Origin of the sequence: Paenibacillus sp. P46E (genome assembly GCF_001909095.1) — a bacterium.
Classification (GTDB): Bacteria; Bacillota; Bacilli; order Paenibacillales; family Paenibacillaceae; genus Paenibacillus_AQ; species Paenibacillus_AQ helianthi.
Genome location: NZ_LVYZ01000035.1, coordinates 46,822 through 67,666, shown reverse-complemented (window position 1 = coordinate 67,666; position 20,845 = coordinate 46,822). Strand labels below are relative to the sequence as shown.

Genomic DNA, 20,845 nt, shown 5'->3' with positions numbered 1-20,845 from the left:
ACACTAGCCGCGGATAAGGTAGCGGGCCGTTTCCGCTTAATACCATTACGACTGGAGGGCTAATCATGACAGAAGCAAACGGACCCTTTTCCGGGGGGCCTACGTTAAATGACGGGGCAACCATGCCTTGGCTGGGACTTGGGGTATGGCAGACCAAGAACGGGGATGAAGTGATTCAAGCTGTGAAGTCGGCAGTGGAGACCGGTTATCGCAGTATCGATACGGCTGCCGGATACAAGAATGAAGAGGGTGTCGGACAAGCTATCCGTGAATGCGGAGTGGACCGGGATGAGCTGTTCATTACGACCAAGCTGTGGAACGGTGACCAGGGGTATGAGTCGACACTGAAGGCTTTTGAGGTCAGCCGCAAGAAGCTTGGCCTGGATGTTGTGGATCTGTACCTGATCCATTGGCCTGTGGCCGGCAAGTACCGCGATTCCTGGAAAGCTCTGGTGCATCTGCAAAAGGAGGGGCTTGTCAAATCTATTGGCGTGAGCAACTTCCAGCCGCATCATCTGCAGGATATCATCGACGATACGGGAGTGGTGCCTGCGGTGGATCAGGTAGAATTCCATCCGCTTCTGACCCAGCGCGAGCTGCTGAAGTATGCGAAGTCGCATGATATTCAGGTAGAAGCCTGGAGCCCGCTTATGCAGGGCAATCTGGATCTGCCGCTGTTGAAAGAATTAGCCGGTAGATACAACAAGACGGCAGCGCAGATTGTGCTCCGTTGGGATCTTCAGCAAGGGGTCATCACGATTCCCAAATCCGTGCATGCCGAGCGCATCGTGGAGAATGCGGGATTCTTCGATTTTACCCTTAGCGATGAGGATGTCCAAGCGATTGAAGACCTGAATCAGAATCACCGCTTCGGTCCGGACCCGGATAATTTCAACTTTTAAGCACTTAAATGGTATTGGATAAAATATTGCAAACCAAAGAGCAAGTCTCCTTCGTGGGACTTGCTCTTTGGCTTAAATGGACGGATTAGCGGCAGCTCTGCAGCCGGATAGACTGAGCGGGAGCGCACAGGCTACGGCAGGTAAACACAGAAGAACGGCTGCCTGTCGGACAGGGCAGCCCCTCCCTTTACTGTTCTGGCGGGAGGCTGCCGCGTCTTCCCAGAATACGCATCAGCAGAATGCCGTGGATAATAACCAGCATACTGCAGACCATGGCCATCACCTCGGCCGCCTGGTCGCTGGCGGTAATCAGATCAAAGATGCCATGCCACAGGATCACAGGCAGGATGCTCCAGCGGCTTCCGGCACAGATCCAGGCCAGCACGACCGAGCCGTAGGTGAGGCTGACCGCCCAGCCGATCACGCTAAAGCCCATCCCGAGATAGCTCTCATTGAACCAGAAGGCTGGCAAATGCCAGGCCATCCAGATAACGGCAACCAGCAGGGCTGAGGTGAACAGAGAGTAACGTTGATGCAGCTCCGGCAGCAAGTAGCCGCGCCACCCGCTCTCCTCTCCGATCCCGAAGGTAAGCATCCACACGAGGGCGGTCATCCAGACACCAAACTGCGGGGGCAGATCAGAGGTTAGGCCGAACTGGCGCATATCCGGCGCACTGCCGGTAATTAGGGTATGAGCCAGAATGGCCGCCGCCCCGTAGGCCAGGGGCAGACCAGCAGCCAGCCCCAGCCATTTTTTGGGGAAAGCAAGAGAAAAAGCAGTTCTACACCAGGCGGTAAATCCGCCTGCTCCCGGCAGCCTCACGCTCACGAGTGTGCCAAGCAGGGGACCGAAAGAGCCGAGATAGAACTGTCCGGGCAGCACCGGCAGGCCAGCAGCAAACTGCTTATTCAGCAGCAGTGGCAGCCAGCACAGCCAGGTGAAGCCAAAGGTCACCAGAATAAAGACAGTCAGCTTTTTTGTAAACAGAGGATCACGGTGAAGAGAGGACTCCATATGGATTAAACCCCTTATGCCAAGATATGCTTCATCTATAGTTGTAGAGGTTTTCCTCCCTCCCGGCTGTGGGAATGATCACGCGGGCTGGTCTAGTGATAAATCTGCGTAAAGACTGACCCGGCAGCTGTTTTACCCGATCGAAACGTTATACTTGCGCAGCCATAGATTAACTTGGGACAGATAAGCAAACAGCTGCGGACCCGACATCAATTGGCCGAACCAGGGAAGATTGCTGGAAGATTCCGGTGATGCGGCGATTTCACGGATTTTGGCGGCGTCTATTAATGGAAGAATAGGTGAGGACGAGTCATCCAGAATGTTCAGCATCTGCGTCCGGACAGCATTTAAGTAAGCCGGATTATGTGTTTTGGGGTATGGGCTTTTTTTACGGTAGAGCACATCGTCCGGGAGAATGCCTTCCAGGGCTTTGCGGAGAATGCCCTTTTCCCGGTTGCCTACAGTCTTGATCTCCCAGGGAATGTTGAATACATACTGCACGAGACGGTGATCACAATAAGGCACGCGGACCTCCAGGCCCACGCCCATGCTCATCCGGTCCTTGCGATCCAGCAGGGTAGGCATGAAGCGGGTAATATTGAGGTAGGACATCACGCGCATTTGCGCCTGTTTACCGGTCTCGCCGTCAAGTTGTGGCACCTCTGCTACCGCGTCGCTGTATCTGTCACCCAGATACTCCAGCGGACGTATCCATTCACGGATCTCCGGTGACAGGAGCTCTGAACGCATTTTTGGTGCGACCGCCCAGGGGAAAGTGCCTGAAGACAGCATTTCCTCACGGTGGAACCACGGGTATCCGCCAAAGATCTCATCGGCCGCTTCGCCGGAAATAGCGACAGTCGCATTCTTTTTGATCTCCTGGCAAAATAAATAAAGCGAAGAATCCACATCGGTCATCCCTGGCAAATCCCGCGAATAAAGGGCGTTGTCCAGTGCCTCCACCAGCTCGGGGGTATCGAACGCCACATAGTGGTGGTTCGTTTTCAGTTCATCGACCATCCGCTTAATCCAGGGGCCGTCTGCACCGGGCTGGAAGGTGTGGCTTTTGAAATGCTTGTCATTATCGACATAATCTACGGAATAGGTGTCTACCTGGCCTTGGCCGGTCCGGTTGTAATAATCCACGGCGAGTGCGGTCAGCGCGCTTGAATCCAGCCCTCCGGAGAGCAGAGAGCAGACCGGAACATCGGAAACCAGCTGGCGCTCCAGAGTATCCTGCAGCAGTTCACGGACCCTGGCCGCCGTTTCATCCACATTGTCAGTGTGTTCGTAGCTAGTAAGCTCCCAATAGGCATATTTGCGGATTCCATTCCGGCTATAAATCATGGCATGACCTGGACGAAGCTCGAATATATCTTTATATATCCCCTGTCCCGGTGTACGGGCCGGACCGATGATGAAAATTTCCGCGAGCCCCTCCGGTCCGACAGCGGGCTTCACTTTAGGATGCTGCAGCAGCGCTTTGGGCTCAGAGCCAAAGACAAACACATCGTCGACCTGACTGTAGAACAGCGGCTTCACCCCGAGTCGGTCGCGTGCCAAAAACACCTGATCGCGCAAACTGTCCCACACGGCAAAAGCAAAAATACCATTCAGCTTCTCCGTGCAGTCTGGTCCCCACTCGATATAGGCGTGGAGCAGAACCTCTGTATCACATTCCGTGAGAAAATGATGCCCGCGCTGCTTGAGTTCGATTTTGAGCTCAGGGGCATTATACAGTTCGCCGTTATACACAATCGCATACACCTTGTCGTCATGGCGGGCGATCATCGGCTGGGCGCCGTTCTCGGGGTCGATCACGCTAAGTCTCCGGTGACCGAGAGCACACGGGCCTGAAATCCAGGTTCCGGCTGCATCCGGCCCGCGGTTCTCTAGGGTTTCAGTCATTTTTACGAGCAGTTGCGAGTGCTGTGTGAGGTCGCCGCGCCACTGGATAAATCCGGTTATTCCGCACATGATGTTTCATCCTCTCTTTTGTGCGATTATTGTCCAAATATAAGAATTTATATGCTTCTCGCAATCATTGATCCTTATATTTCCCGCTGAAACGGTTTCCTCAAAAGCGATACAAAGTATCGCTCCTTCGGAAGCATAGGCTTATTTGGGGACGGCACCGTTTCCGCTTGTTTCTTTTTTGCCAAGTAATACAGATATATGCCGAAGGAAGGCATAAAATGTATGTCCTTATCCGAACACTAGAGAAGAGGAAAATTTGCCAGGAGGGATGATGACCAGTGTATTACATTAAAGACGCCAAAATCCGCAGAATGACTGAATACGACGGCGCACCATGTGCAGAGGTTGGCGTTTTGCCGGGGGCTGTGGGCGATTCCGCCCTTTTGGTGTACATTGTGGAGGACCAGCGTGAGGAAGGCTATGAAATTGTACGCATTCTGACGAATGATGCCGATACCGCAACCGACTGGTTTGATAACAATTTGCATGACGCCTTTCAGGACGTAACGTTCAGCGGGTTCACCGGCAGCATCATTATGACTCCGGAGGATGAACGGTCGAAGTTTCAGCAGGAGCTGCTCATTTTTGGAGATCTGAAAAAACAGCTGGAGGCGCATTTCCATAAGCTGTCCTAAAGAGTAGGCTAAAGAGCAGCGGCAGCGGAATTCATGCCGCTGGACCTGCCCCGGCAGCGGTGTTTTGAGGAAGAGACGCATGGACTTCCTCTACATTCGCTCCGGGGGCAGAAATGCCGGTAAGCAGAGAAGGCTGGGCAAACTTTTAAACAGCCTCTTGAAAATTTTGCTGAATAAGGTATAATAGATAACGTTGCGTTAATACATATGTCTTATAAGCTTTTTCATTTTCACATGTGTCCCGGTAGCTCAGCTGGATAGAGCATGCGCCTTCTAAGCGCACGGTCAGGGGTTCGAATCCCTTCCGGGACGTCACTGGACAGCCTTCCTTCGGGAAGGCTGTCTGTGCGTCCGGAGGATGAGAAGCCCAAACGGTTCATTGGAGCATAAGCATCGAGAGCATTCTCTTCGCAATCAGCCCGAATGGGCTGTATCCCTTCCGGGACGTCACTGGACAGCCTTCCTTCGGGAAGGCTGTTTGTGCGTCCGGAGGATGAGAAGCCCAAACGGTTCGTTGGAGCATAAGCATCGAGAGCATTCGCTTCGCAATCAGCCCGTTCTTATTACATCCGGTCGGGCTTCGGCAGTCCGAGTACGTCCAAGACCTCGCCTAGGGTGTTCTGAAAGCGCAGGGTCAGCCAGATCCGGAAGCGGATGGAGGCATCCTCTCCCTTAAGGATCGGACAGGTGGAATAAAAGTTGTTGAACAGCGAGGCCAGGGTATGAGCGTAGTTGCAAATACTACCAGGCGTCAGCTCGCGGCCCGCCGTATAAAGGGTGTCCTCCCAGGTGCTGAGCTGTCTAAGCAAGGCTAGCTCGGCTTTCTCCAGCTGTGCCGGGAACTGGGGGACCGCTTCCTGTTCCGCGGGGGAATCTGCTTTGCTGAGCACACGGCCCGCGCGGGCGAAGGTGTACATCAGATAGACCCCGGTATTACCGGAAATCTCTGTGGCCTGCTTGAAGTCGAAGACAATCTCCGTGGCCAGATTGAAGCGCAGCAAGTAATAACGGATTCCGGCGGTGGCGATGAGCCGGCTGGAGAGGCCGGTTTTGTCGGAGCGGGCGGCTTCGATGCTACTCTCCATGAGCTGGACCAGATCGCTCACCTTGACGCCAATCCCTTGGCGGCCGGACATGGCATAGGAGCTTTTGCCCTCTGAAGTATCGATGCCAAGCTCAGCGGCGGAAGCCGGACTGAGTGAAACTACACCGTAGCTGACATGATGCAGCTTCTCTGCCTGCTCCGCATACCCCAGCACCTCAAGCGCCTGCTTCACCATCGCCTGCGGGTACTCCTGCCGGTAGTCGATGACGTTGACCACTCTGTCCGCCTTGCCAAAAGCCATAGGGCCTCCAGTCAAACCGGTTGTCCATAGTCCCGAGTTGAATTCGCTGTAGCTGAAATCCTTGTCCAGCAATCCGAATTTCCAGAGATGATAGGCAATATCCTTGGCAGTGTAGGTCAAGATTCCGTTAGAACGCACCAGCACCTTGTCCTTTTGATGATCCTCCGAATCGCTCTCCGTCCCGTCAGCACCCGGTTGTTTCAGAATCCAGCATCCTGCTAGTTTACCCTCTGTCTCTTGGACAAACACTGCGGTCTCTTTCAGCAGACTGAAGGCGGATGACCAGAAGCCCCCCTTTAAAATACTGCTCTCCCAGACCAGAAGATCGTACCCGATGCCAAAGTTGTCCATCTCCGCGACATGCTCTTTTACGATCCGTTCCGCAACCAGTTGGCCGAGCCAGGCCGTATTGCCGTGGCCTTCCTCCAGTTCATGGAGAATGTCCGTCCGTTTATGGACTCTCTCCGGCTGCAGTGCATACTCCTTGTTGACGGCGGCATAAATATCCCAGCAGTAATCCCCGAAACGGACATGCTCTCCGGCCAGCGGCACATGAAGCAGGCCCACTACCGTATCCGCCAGTTGATTGCCCAGATCATCCACATAGTTGTGGACCTCCACGTTGTACCCTGTTTTCCGCAAAATTCTGACCAGCGCATCGCCGATACAGGAGTTTCTCAGGTGGCCTATATGCATAGATTTGTTCGGATTGACGCTGGTATGCTCGACAATTACTTTTTCCCCGCTGCCCGGAGGCAGTTCGAAGGAATAGCCTGCCCATTCCTGCCAGTTGATGTATATATTAATAAATCCCGGAGCGGCGATCTCGATGCGCTCGAACAATCCGCCGGCAACGCCCATCTGCTGAAGCTCTGCGGTGATTAGTCCGGCGATGGACATGGGAGCTTTGCGCAGTTTTTTGGCTAACTGCATGGCAATGTTGCTTGAATAATCACCGAAATCGGCGTTCGCAGGCTGCTCCAGCGCAATGGTTACCGGTTCTGCAGGTTCTCCCCCGAGACTACGGATTACTTTGTTTACGCTTTGTTCCAAATGGTTGCTAATCAGTTGACTTAACATTGGATTCCCTCCTTAAAAAATGCACTACAGCTGCAAATCCAAGAGGCCCGGTAAACACAAAAAAGCCCCGTCTCTAAAAGAGACGAGGGCATAAGCGCTCGCGGTACCACTCTCGTTGCCGAACACAGGGTTCAGCCACCTCACAGGTTAACGGCCTTCAGCCGGGGCTTCCTACTGCAAGTTCAGAAGTCCATCTCCCGGGTGCGCTTCATGACAGGATCTGTACCGGCTTACACTCTCCCGGCTCGCTGGGGACTAGGGTCCTGAATCACTACTTTCCCGTTCATCGAATGTGGATTGATTTTTATCAGTATAGCGAATTTTTGGGAGAAAGCAATAGCCATTTTGTGGTGAGGCCAAACCAGACATCAGGGCGCCTGAGATTAACCGATCAATCCGCAGCGGGTGCACCCGTTAGATTTTTAATGTCTGTCGAGCCGTATATCAGCAGGGCAATTACGATTACAAGCAGAATACCGCCGGCAAAGTCTTCTCCGTCAAAGCTGTCCATCCGTCAACGCGCCTCCCTTTCGTCATTTTTCCGGGCTTCAGGAGTTATCGGTTTTTTTCTTCAGGGCGGTCATGATTTCGTTCAGGGTCAAACTGCTGTTATCATCCAGAAAACGGACCAGCTTATCTACATTGTTAGAATTACCGGTGCTTAAATCGCCCAAGGATTTATACTTTCCCGTCAAACTGACGAATAGGGAAGCATCGGTATACATCTGGATAGAATCTACCCGCAGTTTGCCGGTCAGCAGCAGCACAGCCACTGTATATTCCAATCCTTTTGGAATTTGCTTGTTGGGATTAGCCGGTTGTTTGTTGGCACCGGTCTTTTTTCCCTTTCCAGGAGGGGGCATGGAATCTCCCTTCTTCCATAAAACAATCTATTTCTACACTCTATGCACTTGAGCTGATATCGGTGAATGGAGCCTGTCTTCTGTCCACACGGTTAGCCGCTTGCTCGAATATGAATATATTGTGCGACTAGGATCAAACACTGCAAGAGTCTTAGCTTCATAGACTGAATGGTGAATACAAGAAAGGAGGAATGGGACAAGATGGCTATTGTATCAACGGGCCCCCTGGAGAACAATACGGTTCTGGGGGTTAGACCCACACAGCTGGTGACGGTGAAAATGGTATGCAGAAATACAGTAAATGCTGTCACTGTAACCATTCAAGGGTATGTGCTTGGCACAACAAGAACGTTGTATGTAAATGAAATGATTAATATCGGACCCGATGAAGTTGTGACGAGAAATTATTTTGCTGATTTGGATGCCTTCGAGTTTGTGTTTACAACCGGTTCTGGAGATGTGGAGGCTGTTGGAATATCCGTGTGGGGCAAACAATCTTCTGGTCAGCTGGTCGGAACACACCGGGTCGTGGAACACGAGAAAACAAGTCAGGGTGCATAATACGAATCAAATTGGAAAATGAAAACAGAAACAGGGACCTTCCGGCGGTATAAGTGAGGAGGTCCCTGCTTAGTTATGTGGGATGATTATTTCCAGATGTGGATCAGATCATCAGAATCTCGCGGATATCCTGCTCCGTTAGGGAAGATAAGGCTTCCTGACCCGGCTCGATGACTTCATCGATCAGATTTTTTTTCTTCTGCTGCAGCTCGTACATTTTATCTTCTACCGTGCCTTGAGCAATCAGGCGGATCACCTGCACCACTTTCTTTTGTCCGATCCGGTGTGCCCGGTCTGCGGCCTGCTGTTCGACAGCGGGATTCCACCACAGATCATAGAGAATGACGGTGTCTGCTCCGGTCAGATTCAGGCCTGTCCCCCCGGCTTTGAGCGAGATGAGGAACAGGTCCCTTTCTCCTTCATTGAAAAGTCCACACAGTTCAACCCTCTTAGAAGCAGGAGTATGGCCGTCCAGGTAGAAGTGTGAAATCCCCTGCAAGCCCAGCTCGCGGCTGATCATCCCAAGCATCTCGGTGAATTGCGAGAAAATCAACATCCGCTTGCCGGAGCTGCGGCATTCCTCGATAATCTCCAGCAGTTGCTCGAATTTACCCGATCCGCCCGTATAGCCTTCCACAAAAAGTGCAGGGTGACAGCATAACTGGCGCAGGCGGGTAAGTCCGGCAAGCACCTTGATTCGCCCATTACCGAACCCATTGCCGAATTCATCGCTGTCCAGATGCTTCAGCGCTTCCTTCCGCAGTCTGGCGAGATAGGCGACGTACAGCTTTTTCTGCTCCGGCAGCAGCTCGGAGGCCTGAAGGGATTCGATCTTCTCCGGCAGCTCTTGGAGTACATCACTTTTCAGGCGGCGCAGCAGAAACGGGCGGATCCGCCTGGCGACAGTCTCCCGGGGCAAATCGTGAAAGGCTTTTTTGCCCGGGAACAGTCCGGGAAACACGACGCCGTAGATCGACCAGAGATCCTCCAGCGCATTTTCGACCGGGGTTCCGGTGAGGGCGAAGCGGTAGCGCGCCTGCAATGCTTTTACCGCCTGTGCCGTCTGGGTGGCATGGTTCTTGATGACCTGCGCTTCATCCAGGATGAGTGTATGGAAAGAACGCTTAACGTACAGCTCGACATCGCGGCGCAGCAGCGGATAGGAGGTGATCAAAACATCACAGCCTGCTGTATTCCGCAGCGTCCGTCTCCGTTCGGTCAGGTCCCCGTCGGCGATAGCCGCTTGGATCTGCGGAGCAAAGCGCTTCAGCTCATTCTGCCAGTTGTAGAGCAGGGAGGCAGGCGCAACAATAAGCGCAGGCAGCCCGGTCTTGCGGATATCTTCCAGCTCTGAGAGCAGGAAAGCGATGCTTTGCAGCGTTTTGCCCAGCCCCATATCATCGGCCAGGATGCCTCCAAAACGGTAGTGAGCCAGCGTCTTCAGCCACTGGAAGCCATACTGCTGGTAATCCCGCAGCACCGGAGCTAGTGTCTCCGGGAGCGGAAAGTCAAGATTCTCCGGACTGTGCATGTTCGCCAGAAGACGGCGGAAGGAGCGTCCAATACGGATAGCATCGGTACCTCCTTTGCCAGTATCGGCATCCAAGTGAAGGCCCTGGATTAAAGGCAGAGAGAATTCTGCGGCAGGGATATCGGCAGTCCCCATTCCGAGCTCGTTAATGAGTGCAATAATTTCCTGGAACTCGGCGGTTTCCAGCGGCAGCAGTGCCCCGTCCGGCAGGCGGTAATATTTGCGCTTCTCCTGCAAGGACTTCAATACCAATACGATATCTGACTCGGGAATGCCGTCCATACCGAATTTGAAATCAAGCCAGTCGGTTTTTTCATTCCAGGTCAAACTGGCCTTAGGGACGTACGTACCGGTAGGCATCCTCAACTTGACAGCAGTAGTCGCGTATACCTGCAGCAAGGGCTCCAGCAATGGAATCGTATGGTACAGGAAGTCATATTCCCCTTCCTCGTCGTTCATAATATAGCCGCTGTCCGTCCGGGCAAAAGACTCATGGGCCATCAGCTCCAGAATCCGCTGCTCGGTTTCACTATCCCGCATGAGGATGACTTCATCGCCACGGTCCCGCACCTGCTCCTCCAGCGGATTGATAACAATCGTTCCGTACTGGAATTCAAGCCCGGCCAGCAGCCGGTCCCGCACCCGGTCCAGATAGAGTCTGGCTTGCAGCTGCGTTTGTACAACCCGGTCAGCAATGGCAGCAGCGATATGAACCTGTCCCAGCTTTTTGAGGCCGGGAATCACCTTGTCCATAAAAGGTTCCATCTGCCCTGGAGCGATAACGATCCCGTTGGTTCTGGACTCGGACAGCATCTTCTTCAGCTCAGAGAGACGTATGCATTCCTGCACCGGCAGCTTCAGCAGCTTGCTTTCAGACAGCACAAGCCCGTAATCCTCCATGACCGTAAGTTGTGCCAGTCCCTTAATGTCCAGCCGGTAGCCTTTTTCTTCAGCCTCATCAAACTGAAAACTTAGCTTAGGGAGCCCGCTTTCAATGGGAATGCCTGCGGTGACCGTGTCGCCAGCCTGCCAATGAACAGAAGAGGATGCTCCCAGAACAGGCAGAAGAGATTCCCAGAAAAAAGGCGGAATGGCCAGCACCCGCTCTCCGCCCAAATTTCCCGGATAGGAGGAATAAGGGGAGGTATGGCCTTGGTAGACCCGTTCATTCAGAAGAATCTCAATCAGCTTCAGCAGCACTGCATTGTCTTCCTTCTTGAAGCTGTGTTCTGCAGGGTCATAGATGAAGTGCTTGGAGAATTCAAAGGGTTCGCCGCGGCGGACGCGATCCAGAAATGCTCTTATTTTCTGGACAATGTAGAGGCGTTTGGGGCCAACCTTCAGTTCAAGGCCGAGCATGCGGTTGCCAAAGTTATAGGAAAAGGGTTTGCAGATAAATTCCATTTCCAGCGGGATTCTAACGTCTATATAGGCTCCTGCGCCGCTCGGGCGCTGACGGCTGTTCCCGAACAACCCCAGCATGCTGCTTACAAGATGCCGGTCATGTGATGTATCAGCTAAGTTTGGCGGATTACTCTCCGAATGACGGGGGAATAGCACGCCAGTCTTTCCTGTATACACCTCAAGATTGCTGAGGTCAGCCTCCGGCTCCGTTCCCGATGAGTGTCCATCCACGTCTTCCTCGGCATAGAGGATAGATACCAGAACAGCGGCAATATGCTTGCAAAACGGTCCACCGTGGGAATACGCGGGACAGGAGCATTTGCCGTTCACATCTCCGTCGCTGTCTATGGTTAGCGTGATATCGTAAGGCTCCAGTCCGTAGACAGTAGCCTGATATTTCGAATATTCCAGTCCCTCATTATCTTCTACGGCGGCCAGCCGGACCTTTCCAGCTTCATAATCCTCTGAGCCCCGTTCAAAAGCTGCCTTACCGCACAGCAGTCTGATTACCCGTTCCGGCACATAAAAACTCACCGCATGATCACTTCCTTTTAACATATCCTTAATTCCTGGATTGCTCTAGCTTCCATATTAGCAGAACATGCGTACGCCTTCAAAGCAGGAATCAAGTGGAAACGGCTTCGCCGTCCTTTTAAAAGCTTATGCTTCCGAAGCAGCGATACTACGTATCGCTTTCAGGAATCCGTTTCAGCGAGAAATATAAGGATGATTTATAGCGTGAAACATATAAATCCTTATATTTAAAAAAAGCCATCCTGGGCCCGCAGATCTGCAGGCCCAGGATGGCCGTGGGTCGGACGACGCGCTTAACGCGATTGGATGAGTCCGGATTTCTGGAGCAGTCTTTGCAGCATCACGGCTGCCTCCGCTCTTGTAACATGGGATTGTGGAGCAAGCTCCATTCCGCTGCGGCCTGTGATCAGACCTGCCTGCAGGCTGATGGCAATACTGTCCAGCGCCCACGCAGAAGCTTCACCCGCATCGGAGAAGCCTCTCAGAAGTTCAGCTGTGCTGCTGCTTGTGAGCTTCGCTGAAAGTCCGGTGAGATGCATCGCCTCTGCAATCATGGTCATCGCCTGCTCGCGGGTGATGGAATCGCCGGGCCGGAAGGTACCGTCATCGAATCCGCTGATCAACTGGTGAAGGTAGGCGGTTTGCACCATACTGCTGTACCAGTCGGAGCTGCTCACGTCCTTGAAAGGAGCGGAGCCGTGAGCCGTGTTAAGTCCGAGTCCACGGACCAGAATCGCGGCGAATTCGGCGCGTGTCATCTCACGGTCTGGCAGGAAGTAGCCTTTCCCGCTGCCGTCAATAACCATCCTTGCCCCCAGGTCATTGACGGCCGTTTTTGCCCAGTGTCTGGACATATCCCTGAATTCCACCGGGTGGGTAACAACAGCATATGTGCTATTGGTGAGACTGCTGATGACCGCGTTATACCCCCCTTCCTGCTGTACAAACCGGGTGGGAACATGGCGCACGGTACCGTCCGTTTCAATCACAATGCCGGTAGCGCTGCTTACATCTGTACCGGCTGGAAGAGAGAAGATCCGTTTTACATAAGTGCTGAAGCCGGACAGGTTGGTGGTTTGACTGCCGTGAATGAGCTTTACCGAGAAGTCGAGCGGCTCGGCAAGGAAGGTAAAGCTATGTTGGGCAGCGGCAGCGCGGGCGTTGCTGTCCAGACTTGTATCCAGAGCGGCAATCTCAATTTGAATGCGCACCTCTGCTGCGGATACGTTCGCTCCGAGCTGACCTGTTATCGTATTCCAGCTGATATGCTGTAAGGGAATGATATAGGTTGCTTTGCCGCCCTGAACGGATAAAGAGGCCTGATTCTGCTGTAAATATCGAAGCACTTGTCCGTTAAGTTCTACGGTCTGTACTTCTGAACTGTTGACAAATTCTATGGAGATCTCGGCGCCAGGCGGCTGTGCACCCAGGATTCCTTCGAGCTTGCCTTGATCCAGGGATAGAATGGAGTGCTGCCTGTTATTCACCTGGACATTGGATATAACGCCCAGATCTACCGTTTTGCCGTTCACAAACATCAATACGCTGGGAACCCCCACTGCTGGTGTTGACGGTACACTCGGTGTCACCGGTGCTGGGGGTTCTGCAGGATCTCCGCTTCCGCTGGTTGGGGCTATTGGTGTTATAGGATTAGAAGCGGCAGACCCGGGACTCTTGCCTGCTCCGTTTATAGCTCTGACGGTAAACGTATAAGCCGTTCCATTCACTAATCCGGTTACGGTAATCGGACTGGCAGTGCCCGTTGCAACGCTGCCGCCTGGTGAAGCTGTAATCTCGTAGGAGGTAACGGCGCTGCCGCCGTTGTCTGCAGGAGGAGCAAAAGCAAGGGTCACCTGGCCGTCTCCTACAATGGCACTGAGTACGACCGGTGCCGCAGGAAACGTTCTCGGTGTAGCGCTGACTTCATTGGATCGCGCGCTGTCGCCGCCAGGATTGGCAGCCTTGACGGTAAAATAATAGGGGGTTCCATTGGTAAGTCCTGCAGCATCATAGCTATAGACCGAACCGGAGACTGAACCGGCGATTGTACCATAGGGTTGTTCGTACTTTCCAGGCACCGTACTTTGGTAGATGGTATATCCCGAGGCACCGGCTGCAGGTTCCCAGTGCAGGTTAATCATGCCGTTGCCGGGAACGGGGGTCTCCAGCACTGGTGCACCAGGCGCAGGGACCTGCGGCGTAGCGCTGACTTCAGCGGAGGCCGGGCTATCCCCGCCGCCATTCACGGCCTTGACGATGAAATAATACGTCGTCCCGTTGGCGAGGCCTGTGGCATCGAAGCTGTAGACGCTGCTTGCCACCGTTCCGGCAGCGGCTCCATAATCGCCGGAGGCCACGCTGGTATAGACTTTATATCCGGTAGCTCCGCTGACCGTAGTCCATACCAGCCGCACCTGACCGTCGCCTGCGGTCACGGCTTCGACTACCGGCGCATCCGGCGCGGCCAGTACCGGCGGTGTCGTATCCTCCACCGCCAACGTGAACAATGGATGACTTCCCGCATCCATGACAAGTTCAAATGCATGCTCCCCTACTGATAGGGTGGACAGGTACTCCTTATGGAAAGTCAAAGTGCTCCCCGACACTGTATAGGCGGTAGTGTCCACTGCGGCTGCCCCCAGCTTCAAGCCGGTCAGCAGATTGCCGTTCAAGGTCAGCTCTGCCTGAACATCCAGGTAATGACCTGCTGTGGTATTGGAGGCATATTTATCAAAACTCCCCGTTGCAGGAGTAAGTGTGCTGTCCTGTATTCTTCTCACTGTGAGACTGTATACATTGGAATAGCGGGTGTCTTCAGCAGACACTTTGACACGGATGGTGTTGGTACCGGTGGTCAGAGGGACGGCTGCACCCTGCCCATCCGTTACTGTACTATAATTCCCGCCATTAACACTGATCTGGATCTGGCCAGCGGCATCCGATAGGGTTGGTGTTACCGTCAGGCTACCGGAGCGGACATCAGCCAGTGTATAAGCATTTACAACGCTGGAAAAGCTCTCATTCAGGCCCCCCGGCATGACAGAGAGCTGAGACAGGAGCGCATTGTTGCTTTTCCGGTGCACACTCAGGCGGTAGAACTTCTCAGTGATTCCGTCCTGGGCGGTAACCTTAATCACAATCGAATGGTCTCCTGGGCCTAATGCCAGAGGAGTGCTTAAGGAGCCGCTGGTTAGGGTATCATAGCCGCCTTGGCTGTTTTGAATGCCAACGGTTGCTGTGGAATCTGAAGTGGTGGGGATTACAGTAATGCCGGTGTCATAATCAACATCCGGTAACGTATAGCTTGTCACAGCGGACTGGAAAGAAGGGGTCAAGCTGAGAGTTTGGACGGACAAGGCACTCAAATTGGCATTGGTTGAGGGCAATCCGCGGGTGACGGTAAGAGCATAGGTTTTGGTGTTCGAACTATCCTGTGAGTTGACCTCGACATACACCATATTGCTTCCAACATTAAGCGGGACAGGAGAAGAAACACCGCCTTGGGCATTGTCCCCGCCAATACTTACAGCAGCGGCCGGATCATCCGCTTCAGCAGTAACCCCGAGATTGCTCACCGAATAGGGAACGTTTAAGGTGTAACCGGTAGTTGAGGGGTTAAAGGCAGGAGATATGTGGCCTGCGCTTACGCTTAGGCTACGAAGATTTGCATCATCCGTCTGTGGATAATAGACCTGGACGGTATAAATTTTAGCAGTTGAGCTATCGGATGAAGTCACTTTGTACTGGAAGATATTATTTCCCCGACTGGTTGCCAGATAGCCTGTCGAGACGTAAGAGCCAATGGGTGTCCAGGAGCCTCCATTCATAGAATATGACAGAGTTGCTCCCGAATTGGCCGGAATGGCTGCGGCATAATATCCTATATCCGAACTGCGCATATGTACTGTGTATTCCGTGATCTCAGGGGAGAAGGCAGGAGAGAGCTCCCCTCCTCCCTGATAAAAGTAACTCAGATTAGCATCGGAATTCGATACATCTGCCCTGGCAACCCATGGCAGGACGATAGCCAGTATGGACACGGCAAGACAGGTGGCCAAAAATCTTACTATTCTCATTAATAACCCTCCATATGTATGAAAATGATAATCGCTATGATTTTTATCATTATAGCATATGGATTTTTGATGAAATCGGGATTTTAACAAAATTTTCTGCTCGTTATTAGGGATTCTCACGCCGTGTTGCCGGACCGCTGATCCCATGCAGCATGAACTCAATAGTCAGGTTGACCTCAGCTTCATCATCCCAGTCTTTGTCCGGCATCAGCAGCAGGCGTGCCAATAGATACCCGATTACGGAGGAGATGGTGAAACGTATAATCGAAGGGGTGGGGACGTCAGCCACCTCGCCCTTTTCTTTGAAATGATCGGTGATATTCGTTACCCGCTCCAGTATATTGTTCATAACATTTTCAATGAACTGTTCCCGGAGAACCGGCTGGAAGGGGATTTCCTGTACGAATATTCTCAGGATCTTGAAATTTTTGCGGGCGAACTCCAGGCGGTTCACCATAAAGGCCCGCAGGAACGCTTCATAGCTCTCAAAAGGAACATCCAGCACTCCGCCGAAATTGCGGAGTACGAAAGGTGCGATCATCTTAGCCATCGCCGGGCTTACAATAGACAGCAGCAGTTCTTTTTTGGTCTTGTAGTAGCGGAATATGGTACCTTCTGCCACTCCCGCCCTTTGGGCAATTTCACTGGTGGAGGCAGCAGCGTAGCCCTTCTCGGAAAAAATCTCAATTCCCGCCTGCAGAATGGCCAGCTGCTTGGGTGTCATCTTTTGTTCTTCACTGAGGGTCAGCAGCTCCGCAATCCATTCTTCCTGACCTTGCTGCTCTGCCGCTTTGTTTTTTTGCATGCGGTTGTCCTCCCAAAACTTTTCCTTCAATATAGTCTATCACAGGAGATTCATAGTTTACATTTTACGGTGCTTGCGCAGAGCCAGCACATTGAGCAGCATGAATAGGAGGGAGAAGCCGATTAGCGCATAGACATCAAGGTCAATGGCGTTCCAGCCTTTGCCGCGGATCATGATATTCGTCAGCGCTTCCGAGCCGTAATAGATCGGCGTTGCCAGTCCGACACGCTGCAGCCACAGGGGAAGGGTATCCATCGGGAACAGCCCGCTCAGAAAAATCTGCGGAACAATAATCAGCGGAATGAACTGGATCATCTGCAGCTCATTGGCGGCATATGCCGAGAGCAGCGTGCCCAAAGTCAGAGCCGACATTGAGAGCAGGAGGGTTAGCAGCAGTACATAGCCGAAGCTCCCCGCCATCATAATGCCGAGCACCTGGATAGAGAACCAGGAGATCAGCAGCGCCTGGAACACGGTGAAGATACCGAACCCGCAGACATAGCCAAGCACAATCTCCCAGCGCTTCAGCGGGGTGGAGAGCAGACGCTCCAGTGTTCCGGTAGTCCGCTCCCGCAGGAAGGAAACACCGGCAATCAGGAAGACGAAGAAAAAGATAAATACACCTATCATAATCGGGCCAAAGCGGTCAATGGTCTTCATGTCCTCAGCGCCATACAGGTAGCTGATCTTCGGCTGCATCTGGCCTTGTCCCGCATCTGCCGGATGAAAGTTCTGGATGGCTGCAGACACAGCCATCATCACCGCTCGGTTTGCGGTCGGATTGCTGCCCTCAAGAAGAACCTCGGGTGAAGTTCCATTTAGAGTAATGAGGGCATCCAGCTCACTTTTCTGAAGGTCGACTTTGCCGAGGTCCGCTGATTGGTATGCAACAACCTTCGCGTTCTGTGCTTCGAGCGCACTGGTGAAAGGGATCGCTCCGCCGGAGACCCCGATCTTTGGCTCATAGGCATCTCCATTGAATACCAGACTCATCAGACTGAGCACGAGAAGCGGGGCGATGAACATAAGCGCCATGGTTCTTTTATCATGAATGAATTGCTGCAGGATCCGCAGGGTAATTGCGCGTACTCTCATCGCCGGGCACCTCCATAATATAGAAAAGCATCTTCCATCGAAGCAACGCCTGCAGAATGCAGCAGACCTTCCGGAGAGTCCACAGCCAGCAGCTGCCCATCCCGTATCATCGCGAGCCGGTCACACTTTTCCGCTTCGTCCATCACATGGGTAGTCAGCACAATAGTGGTACCTTTTCCGTTCAGCGCCCGCAGCTCTTTCCAGATAGACTGGCGCAATACCGGATCAATGCCCACCGTAGGCTCGTCAAGAATGAGCAGCGGCGGTTCATGCAACAGGGCGATCGCCAGCGACAAGCGCCGCTTCATTCCCCCGGAATATTGATCCACGCGCTTACGCAGATGCTCCTGCAGATTTACAATCTCCATTACATCGGCGATCCGCCGGACACGGTTTCCGCCCTTTAGTCCATAAAGGGACGCGAAGAACTCCAGATTTTCTTTGGCGCTTAGTTCGGTGTAGAGTGCATCCGACTGCGCCATATAGCCGATTTGCTGCAATAGGGAGAGCTTGGGCACACGGGTACCCAGCACCTTCACCTCCCCTGAGGTAACTTCATCAATGCCGGTCAGCAGCTTTACGAGAGTGGTTTTCCCTGAGCCGGAAGGGCCAAGGATACCGAAGGTTTCGGCCTGCTCCACCTGAAGTGAAATATCCTTCAGCACCTCTCTGCTGCCAAATACGCGGTGGACATGGGTTACAGCAATCACAGGATTCACTTGATTCATATCAATCTCCTCGATTCCGTGGATATGAGTGAGTACTCACTCATTATTCTAAATCAATCTGTTACAGATGTAAATTGCTTTTTCCGTAGTCAATCCCTATTGGGGAAGAATTTTTTAAATTTTAATCAAAATGGAGTTTTAATCTGTGGGATTTTAGGGTAATTATGGGTATCTGTTAATATTCTATTAATATACATTCCATAGAAGAGGGGTTGGGAGATGACCTACAGAAAGGTTGTGCTGGGTTTGCTGGTATGTGTGGCTGCGGCTGGACTTGGTGCATGCAGCAATCCCGGAAGTGAGACGGGCGAAGGGCATTTTCGCACTTTGGCGCAAGAGGGCGTGGATAAGTCACAGTATCTTCCCGGTGATTTGCCGATTCCAGCCGGCGCGGGTATTACATTTACTGAGGGCGAGACAGCCCACGGAAAAAAGTCCTCCATGCTGATCTATGAAACCCGGGAAAGTATGGATGAACTCGGCAGTACCTATCAAAAGTATGTGAATGACAAAGCGCTGAAACTCGGGACACAGATTGTGGACAGGAATAACATGCTGATTAGTGGCAAGGTTCCTAATGCATATTCCTATTCTATTATAGGCACTAGTTCGACTTCGCATCCCGGCAGTACCGAAATTATCGTAACATGGATTGAGAATTAATGTATTTAACCTAAAATTTACCTTAAGGCCGACCTTGATTGCTCAGGTGCGGTCTTATTTGTGCAGTTAATATTTCCATAACATTCCTCTCGAACAGAATTGACACTCGTAGATGAAAATAATATTAGCAGTTACCTATAGGAAAAGGGTGAGTCTAATTGAGAAATAGTAAATGGTTCAGCGCGGCTTTGGCTTCAGCACTTCTCGTAACAGGAGGAGCGGGAAGTATTTTGGCAACAAGCAGCAGTGCTAATGCTGCCGCCGTTAAGACCGCAGCAGTCAAAGAAGGCAGCACCACCTGGACTGTGAACGGAACGCCAGTAACCCTTAGCACTATTGACAGCAACGGCTATAAGCTGTATTCGCTAAGTCAAGTGGCCGGGGAGCTTGGCGCCAAGCTGATCTTAGGCAGCGGAGGTTTTGAACTGAACGACAGCAAGGGATTACATAATGTAGTCATTCAAGCAGGTGCAAAAAGCTATCAAGTAGATGGTGTGGCACAGCAATTCACCGTTGCACCTGTCCATTATAACGGTAAAACGTATGTAGAGCTGACTAAGCTGGTTACTTCACTTGGCGGAGAACTCCAGGCTGAAGGTCAGACAATTCTAAGCTTTGCCCGTCCGGAAGGCCAATTTGATACGCTGCACTGGAGTGCCGATGGAAGTATTATTGCGAACAAAGGCGATTCCGAAACAACGCAGCTGTTCAAATTCCGCGCATATCCTGGCGACTACGAGGTCTTCTCTTCTAATGACAGTGCACAGGATTTCGCAGTTTCCGCAGATCAGAACTGGGGGGCGTTCACCGATGAGAAAGGTCAGCTGAAGCTGATTAACCTCGCCAGCGGAACTATCACGACACTTGGAACGGATAACAGTGTGAAGACAGATCTGGTCTGGTCACAAGACGGCAAAACCATCTACTTCATCCAAGGTGACAAGCAAGAGAAGATCGCTCAAATCTCCGTGGAGACCGGTGCCGTCAAAGCGCTGCTTGAAGATAAAGTGGAGAACAAATCGGAACTGCGTCTGTCTGCTGATGCCAAGAGTGTTGTCTATATTGTTAACGTAACCGGGGTTGCCAAAAATGATGCTGACAGTACAGAAGATTCGCTTACTGTAGATTTCAGCAAAGCCGGAGAACAGCTGTACAAGCTGGATCTCGCTACCAAAGATGCGAAGCCTGTAGCTCTGACTACAGCGCTGGACAATAAGTTGTATCCGGAAATTCTGGCTAATGGCGCAGTCGTGTACCTGAGTGCAGATCCGGATGGCAATGCAGCCAACACCCTGAAATCCATCGCAGTGGACGGTACTACTGCGAACATCGCTCTTGATGTTGAACCATCATGGTCCACTGGAGTATCTACAGGTCTGATCGTCTCTGGTACAGCAGCGGATGGAAGTACTTCAATCTATTCCATTGATGCGAGCGGCAGCAAAACAGTGCTGTTCCATACGGCCGAAGATGTATCCGAAGTAGCCGTATCCAAAGATGGCAGCAAGCTTGCTGTTGTCAGCGACGGCAAAGTGCTTCTAATCCAGGGCGGCAAAGCACTTCAGCTCTCCAAATAAACGACTGAGTTAACACCACATCATATAACGGCGGAATCGCCGAGAGGAGAAAT

General features: G+C 52.3%; 14 protein-coding genes, 1 tRNA gene and 1 other annotated feature. Of the genes, 6 read left to right on the top strand and 9 right to left on the bottom strand.

The window, feature by feature from the left end; all coding sequences use genetic code 11:
* The first annotated feature begins 65 nt into the window (after positions 1 to 65).
* Positions 66 to 902, top strand: a complete 837-nt coding sequence (locus A3849_RS11755; protein WP_074111583.1) for an aldo/keto reductase — start codon at positions 66 to 68, stop codon at positions 900 to 902.
* Positions 903 to 1,089: 187 nt separating this feature from the next.
* Here A3849_RS11755 and A3849_RS11750 read toward each other — a convergent pair whose 3' ends face one another.
* Together A3849_RS11750 and asnB are read right to left on the bottom strand one after the other, a co-directional pair.
* Positions 1,090 to 1,917, bottom strand: coding sequence for a CPBP family intramembrane glutamic endopeptidase (locus A3849_RS11750; RefSeq protein ID WP_074111582.1), 828 nt, complete (start codon positions 1,915 to 1,917; stop codon positions 1,090 to 1,092).
* A gap of 132 nt (positions 1,918 to 2,049) precedes the next feature.
* Entirely contained in the window at positions 2,050 to 3,894 is a 1,845-nt protein-coding gene (gene asnB / locus A3849_RS11745) for an asparagine synthase (glutamine-hydrolyzing) (RefSeq protein ID WP_074111581.1), read from the bottom strand.
* Between the two features lie 278 nt (positions 3,895 to 4,172).
* Here asnB and A3849_RS11740 point away from each other — a divergent pair, with 278 nt between their 5' ends.
* Positions 4,173 to 4,529: a hypothetical protein gene (locus A3849_RS11740; RefSeq protein WP_074111580.1), complete on the top strand. Its 357-nt coding sequence runs from the start codon at positions 4,173 to 4,175 to the stop codon at positions 4,527 to 4,529.
* Positions 4,530 to 4,767: 238 nt separating this feature from the next.
* Positions 4,768 to 4,841: transfer RNA gene (locus tag A3849_RS11735), tRNA-Arg, on the top strand.
* Between the two features lie 251 nt (positions 4,842 to 5,092).
* Here A3849_RS11735 and A3849_RS11730 read toward each other — a convergent pair.
* Both A3849_RS11730 and A3849_RS11725 read right to left on the bottom strand, forming a co-directional pair.
* Positions 5,093 to 6,955, bottom strand: coding sequence for an arginine--tRNA ligase (locus tag A3849_RS11730; protein ID WP_074111579.1), 1,863 nt, complete (start codon positions 6,953 to 6,955; stop codon positions 5,093 to 5,095).
* 75 nt (positions 6,956 to 7,030) lie between these two features.
* Positions 7,031 to 7,251, bottom strand: a binding site (T-box leader).
* Between the two features lie 252 nt (positions 7,252 to 7,503).
* Positions 7,504 to 7,818, bottom strand: coding sequence for a hypothetical protein (locus tag A3849_RS11725; RefSeq protein ID WP_074111578.1), 315 nt, complete (start codon positions 7,816 to 7,818; stop codon positions 7,504 to 7,506).
* 201 nt (positions 7,819 to 8,019) lie between these two features.
* On the opposite strand from A3849_RS11725, the gene A3849_RS11720 reads away from it, so the two are divergent.
* The gene (locus A3849_RS11720) at positions 8,020 to 8,379 is read left to right on the top strand and encodes a hypothetical protein (RefSeq protein ID WP_074111577.1); all 360 of its coding nucleotides are present in this window, start codon (positions 8,020 to 8,022) and stop codon (positions 8,377 to 8,379) included.
* A 103-nt stretch (positions 8,380 to 8,482) separates the two neighbouring features.
* Here the strand turns inward: A3849_RS11720 and A3849_RS11715 are convergent, their stop codons facing one another.
* The 5 genes from A3849_RS11715 to A3849_RS11695 form a co-directional block, all read right to left on the bottom strand.
* Positions 8,483 to 11,872, bottom strand: coding sequence for a DEAD/DEAH box helicase (locus tag A3849_RS11715; RefSeq protein ID WP_256700742.1), 3,390 nt, complete (start codon positions 11,870 to 11,872; stop codon positions 8,483 to 8,485).
* Positions 11,873 to 12,141: 269 nt separating this feature from the next.
* Complete coding sequence (locus A3849_RS11710; protein ID WP_074111576.1) at positions 12,142 to 15,924, bottom strand: cadherin-like beta sandwich domain-containing protein; 3,783 nt, start codon at positions 15,922 to 15,924, stop codon at positions 12,142 to 12,144.
* 106 nt (positions 15,925 to 16,030) lie between these two features.
* Positions 16,031 to 16,729, bottom strand: a complete 699-nt coding sequence (locus A3849_RS11705; RefSeq protein WP_074111575.1) for a TetR/AcrR family transcriptional regulator — start codon at positions 16,727 to 16,729, stop codon at positions 16,031 to 16,033.
* Positions 16,730 to 16,786: 57 nt separating this feature from the next.
* Complete coding sequence (locus tag A3849_RS11700) at positions 16,787 to 17,824, bottom strand: ABC transporter permease (protein WP_074111574.1); 1,038 nt, start codon at positions 17,822 to 17,824, stop codon at positions 16,787 to 16,789.
* Positions 17,821 to 18,552, bottom strand: coding sequence for an ABC transporter ATP-binding protein (locus A3849_RS11695; RefSeq protein ID WP_083613462.1), 732 nt, complete (start codon positions 18,550 to 18,552; stop codon positions 17,821 to 17,823). Before A3849_RS11695 ends, A3849_RS11700 begins: the two co-directional genes overlap by 4 nt.
* A gap of 219 nt (positions 18,553 to 18,771) precedes the next feature.
* On the opposite strand from A3849_RS11695, the gene A3849_RS11690 reads away from it, so the two are divergent.
* Positions 18,772 to 19,215 (top strand): hypothetical protein, encoded by a 444-nt coding sequence (locus A3849_RS11690; RefSeq protein ID WP_074111572.1) that lies wholly within the window; start codon positions 18,772 to 18,774, stop codon positions 19,213 to 19,215.
* A 158-nt stretch (positions 19,216 to 19,373) separates the two neighbouring features.
* Positions 19,374 to 20,792, top strand: coding sequence for a TolB family protein (locus A3849_RS11685; protein ID WP_143191792.1), 1,419 nt, complete (start codon positions 19,374 to 19,376; stop codon positions 20,790 to 20,792).
* Positions 20,793 to 20,845 lie beyond the last annotated feature (53 nt).

Bases quoted from the DNA above. Each gene is read 5' to 3' on its own strand.
- A3849_RS11755 (WP_074111583.1), top strand. From the start codon at position 66: ATGACAGAAGCAAACGGACCCTTTTCCGGGGGGCCTACGTTAAATGAC.
- A3849_RS11750 (WP_074111582.1), bottom strand. From the start codon at position 1,917: ATGGAGTCCTCTCTTCACCGTGATCCTCTGTTTACAAAAAAGCTGACT.
- asnB (WP_074111581.1), bottom strand. From the start codon at position 3,894: ATGTGCGGAATAACCGGATTTATCCAGTGGCGCGGCGACCTCACACAG.
- A3849_RS11730 (WP_074111579.1), bottom strand. From the start codon at position 6,955: ATGTTAAGTCAACTGATTAGCAACCATTTGGAACAAAGCGTAAACAAA.
- A3849_RS11725 (WP_074111578.1), bottom strand. From the start codon at position 7,818: ATGCCCCCTCCTGGAAAGGGAAAAAAGACCGGTGCCAACAAACAACCG.
- A3849_RS11720 (WP_074111577.1), top strand. From the start codon at position 8,020: ATGGCTATTGTATCAACGGGCCCCCTGGAGAACAATACGGTTCTGGGG.
- A3849_RS11715 (WP_256700742.1), bottom strand. From the start codon at position 11,872: ATGTTAAAAGGAAGTGATCATGCGGTGAGTTTTTATGTGCCGGAACGG.
- A3849_RS11710 (WP_074111576.1), bottom strand. From the start codon at position 15,924: ATGAGAATAGTAAGATTTTTGGCCACCTGTCTTGCCGTGTCCATACTG.
- A3849_RS11705 (WP_074111575.1), bottom strand. From the start codon at position 16,729: ATGCAAAAAAACAAAGCGGCAGAGCAGCAAGGTCAGGAAGAATGGATT.
- A3849_RS11700 (WP_074111574.1), bottom strand. From the start codon at position 17,824: ATGAGAGTACGCGCAATTACCCTGCGGATCCTGCAGCAATTCATTCAT.
- A3849_RS11695 (WP_083613462.1), bottom strand. From the start codon at position 18,552: ATGAATCAAGTGAATCCTGTGATTGCTGTAACCCATGTCCACCGCGTA.
- A3849_RS11690 (WP_074111572.1), top strand. From the start codon at position 18,772: ATGACCTACAGAAAGGTTGTGCTGGGTTTGCTGGTATGTGTGGCTGCG.